This is a genomic window from Haloferax sp. s1 (assembly GCF_058382125.1).
This window is the reverse complement of sequence record NZ_JBZRPK010000341.1, coordinates 1-3,354: the sequence shown is the minus strand read 5'-3', so window position 1 is coordinate 3,354 and position 3,354 is coordinate 1. Positions and strand designations below refer to the sequence as shown.

Sequence of the window (3,354 nt, the reverse complement as noted above, 5' to 3'; positions counted from 1 at the left end):
CTCTCATTGCACACGCATATCCGTGAGCGCATCTTAAGGGTTATCAAGTGCGAGACACCCGTGTCGAGGGCTTTAAACCACGCTCGCGGCGAGTATAGGTATGCGACTCGTCACCGTGGAGACGGTTACACTCATGGTCGTCGGATGGGTGCTCGCCCTCGGCGCAATCTTTCTCCGACACCGACGAGGCGAGTTCGACCGCCGAACCGGACTCAACTGGGTGCTGGTGGCGTGTTTCTCCATCGGGTGGGCGCTCTGGCAGTACGACACGCTTCCGGCGACCGCGGACACGCCCATCGGGACGCTGGCACCGTGGGTCGCGACGCTCTTAGGCTTCGTCGGCGTTGGCGTCGCCGTCTACCTCTACCGAACGCGGCCAGACGCGTCTGGCGAAACCGCATCCTCGTCCTCGGAGCAATCTTAAATCGACACGGGCCGTCAGTCCGGATATGCAAGTATTTGGGATCGTCGGCGCGGGTGCGACGACACTCTGCGAACGACTTGCCCCGCAACTGGATGGACGCGTCGCCACTATCGAATCGCTCCCGAGCGGCGCGACAGAGGCGGAAACGCCCGAATCCGTCTCGGAGACGGACGCAGTCTCGGTAGCCTACGGACTCGCACCGAACGGAAACTGGGTCGGTACCGGTGAGGGCCGCGACCTCGACGGACTTCTCGACGACCTCGCGTCGCAGTGCGACTACGCACTGCTCTCTGGATTCCCTGACGCGCGCGTTCCGACGCTCACACTTGACGGCGCAGACGCTGCAAACGTCGTCGCAGAGGCTGAAACCGCGGAAGCGGTCGATATTAACGACCTCGCGGCCGACGTAGACTCGTGCGAACCCCACATCACTCTCGAATCGCTGGTCGACCGGGTGAAAGCCGACCCGCTCGCGGACTACGCGGGTGCGATTGCGACGTTCACCGGTCGTGTTCGCGCAAAGGAGAACGAAGACGACGAGCGAACGGTCAGCCTCGAATTCGAGAAGTACGACGGTGTGGCGGAGACCGAGATGGCGACCATCTCGGAGGAACTCGAAGCACGGGACGGCGTCCACCGCGTTCTCATGCACCACCGGGTTGGTGTCATCGAAGACGGTGCCGACATCGTGTTCGTCGTCGTCCTCGCCGGCCACCGGACGGAGGCGTTCAGAACAGTCGAAGACGGCATCAATCGTTTGAAAGACGAAGTACCGATATTCAAGAAGGAAACGACAACGGAAGAGGAGTTCTGGGTGCACGACCGCTGAGTCACCCGGGAGCCGTAGATACGCTGCAGATACTGTGATAATCGTGAAAATTCAGCCATTTTGAGGAAGTTTTTGCCGCAAAAGGGGTCCGGAAAACGGCTCATTAGGGGCGGATTACCTCACATATAACCACAGATATTTGGTTCGAATAAATCCATCAGATGTGGTTTTAAAATATCTAAGCGGATAAAAAACAGTCGTAAAATGTATCGTTTGAGTCGATTCAAGCTGAAAGCGACCGAACTAATTCCAACGGTCCTGCCTTTATAACAGGTAATGGTGTCATAGGATGGAGTGAGGTGTACCAGATGAGCGCAACAGCAACCCCCTCCACCGACGCCAGCTCCAAGGAAGACCGCCTCCAGCAGTACTTGCTCGACCGTGCGAAAGACGGCGAGATGTACTTCAAGAGCAAATTCATCGCCGACGATGTCGGCCTGTCTCCCAAGGAGATTGGAGCCCTGATGGTCAAGCTTCGTGACTCCGCGACCGAGCTGACTATCGAGAAGTGGTCGTACACGAGTGCGACTACGTGGCGCGTCGAGACTGCGTAAGTAGACTGCCCTGAGCCAGCCCCGCACCCACACGGCGCACCGCCCAGACGGCCTCCGTAGAATCGCCCACGCAACGCCCACACGAGCAATTCCCCCTGACACAGCTTCGGTCAGGTCGCACAGTGCGATTTGAGTAGCCCCTCCGTACAGTCACTACACGCATCCTGAACCGCTCCGACTTTCTCAGTGTCCCACGTTCACCCCGAGCGACCGGTATCTGTCGGATGGCATCGTCACAGCTCTCAGATAGCGTCATCACGGGATTCATCGCGGGTGCGTCACGGCTCTCATCCAGATGCGTCACGGGATTTATGCCCGTGCTACGCGTATTACCAGCCAATGGAACAGTCCGAATCGGCGGGCGGTCCGCCGGTCGAGGCACTTCGTGCGGTCTTCGACGTACACGAGGTACGCTCAAATGGTGAGCAACGCATCTACTACGGTACATCACTCGTCCCCGAGCAGATGCTCGTCCGCGAAATCTGGCCGACGTTCCGTCAGGCCGGATACGACGTGCAAGCACGGGTCTCCGGCGTCGAGCAGACAGATGTCGTCGTCGTCGAGCCAATTTCAACCGGCATCGACGGTGTGCCGTGGAAGAACCTCACGCTCTTCCTCTTGACTGTCCTCTCGACGTTAATCGTCGGTGCGAGGGCGTGGTACTACGTGCCATTCGACGACATCGTCGCCAACCCGCTTTTGATTCTCCAAGCGTGGCCGTTTACCGCCGCTATCCTCGGTGTCCTCTCGGTTCACGAACTCGGACACTACGTGATGGGCCGATACCACGGCGTCAACGTCTCTCTCCCGTATCTAATCCCGTTTATCTTCCCGTTCGGGACGCTCGGCGCAATCATCCGCATGCGGGGGCAGATGCCCGACCGAAAGACGCTGTTCGACATCGGCGTTGCCGGCCCGCTTGCTGGACTTGCGGCGACAATCGTCGTCACAGCTATCGGACTCTCGCTCGACCCGTTGACGGTCCCAGCGTGGGCACTCAACAGTTCGGGCGACGTGATTATGTTCAACAATCCGCCGCTGCTCGATGCGATTGCCACCGTCCTCAACCAACCGACGGAGTATCCGGACCCCCAAACTACCGTCCACCCCGTCGTCATCGGCGGGTGGGTCGGGATGTTCTTCACCGTCCTGAATCTGCTTCCGGTCGGCCAGCTCGACGGTGGGCACATGGTTCGGGCGATGCTCGGTGAACGCCAAGAATCGGTGGCCGCGGCCGTGCCACTGGTACTGTTCGGTCTCGCGGGATACCTCCACTACGTCCGCGGGCTTGGAATCAACCAGTCCGTCGGACTCTGGTTCTTCTGGGGCCTTCTTGCGACGTTTATCGCCTACAACGGTCCTGCGGACCCGGTCGACGAGACACCGCTCGGACCGGGACGAATCGCCGTCGGGCTGTTTACGTTTGCGCTCGGAGCGGCGTGTTTCCTCCTCGTTCCAATTCAAGTGATTCCGGCCTGAGAGGAGCACCGGGTGCAAAGGTAACGCAGTACAGTCAGGGGCATCGGTCACGTGCTCAGTCGTCGCCG

Annotated in this window: 4 protein-coding genes; all 4 read left to right on the top strand. The window is 59.7% G+C overall.

The window, feature by feature from the left end:
- Nucleotides 1–100 precede the first annotated feature (100 nt).
- The 4 genes from QT222_RS04040 to QT222_RS04025 all read left to right on the top strand — a co-directional run bounded on the left by QT222_RS04040 (nucleotide 101) and on the right by QT222_RS04025 (nucleotide 3,286).
- A complete protein-coding gene (locus tag QT222_RS04040) occupies nucleotides 101–424 on the top strand; it encodes a hypothetical protein (protein ID WP_004059285.1) in 324 nt (107 codons plus the stop codon).
- Nucleotides 425–449: 25 nt separating this feature from the next.
- Nucleotides 450–1,253: a molybdopterin synthase gene (locus QT222_RS04035; protein ID WP_491476385.1), complete on the top strand. Its 804-nt coding sequence runs from the start codon at nucleotides 450–452 to the stop codon at nucleotides 1,251–1,253.
- 308 nt (nucleotides 1,254–1,561) lie between these two features.
- Nucleotides 1,562–1,807 (top strand): DUF7123 family protein, encoded by a 246-nt coding sequence (locus tag QT222_RS04030; protein ID WP_004059283.1) that lies wholly within the window; start codon nucleotides 1,562–1,564, stop codon nucleotides 1,805–1,807.
- Nucleotides 1,808–2,146: 339 nt separating this feature from the next.
- Nucleotides 2,147–3,286: a site-2 protease family protein gene (locus QT222_RS04025; RefSeq protein ID WP_004059282.1), complete on the top strand. Its 1,140-nt coding sequence runs from the start codon at nucleotides 2,147–2,149 to the stop codon at nucleotides 3,284–3,286.
- The last annotated feature ends 68 nt before the right edge of the window (nucleotides 3,287–3,354 follow it).